Origin of the sequence: Aeromicrobium phragmitis (assembly GCF_003674095.1) — a bacterium.
GTDB classification, from domain to species: Bacteria; Actinomycetota; Actinomycetes; order Propionibacteriales; family Nocardioidaceae; genus Aeromicrobium; species Aeromicrobium phragmitis.
Genome location: NZ_RDBF01000286.1, coordinates 1 through 295 on the forward strand (window position 1 = coordinate 1; position 295 = coordinate 295).

The following is a 295-nucleotide window of genomic DNA, read 5'->3' on the forward strand; positions in this document are numbered from 1 at the left end:
CTTCGGTGATGTCGACCAGGGTGGTGGTGTCGAACAGCGCCCACACACCCTCGAACATCCACTGCGCGGCGCCGCCGACGGCCTGCGCGAGCCAGTCGAACGGTGCGCTGATCAGGCTCGCGGCTCCTTCGCCGACTTTGTCGCAGACGGTGCTGATGACAGGGACATCACAGACGCCAGCCATAACCCGCCTCCTTTCGAATCCCGTGGGGGCGGGTCAGGAAATGGTTCCTCCGACATTCCAGAAGAAGTTGATGAGCGTCACGGCACCGCCGGTGATGATCGCGGCGGCACA

Annotated in this window: 1 pseudogene; it reads right to left on the minus strand. The window is 64.1% G+C overall.

Features of this window, described 5'->3' with window-relative positions:
- Positions 1-184, minus strand: a pseudogene (locus tag D9V41_RS17375) (conjugal transfer protein TrbL); the annotation flags it as partial.
- Positions 185-295: the final 111 nt, after the last annotated feature.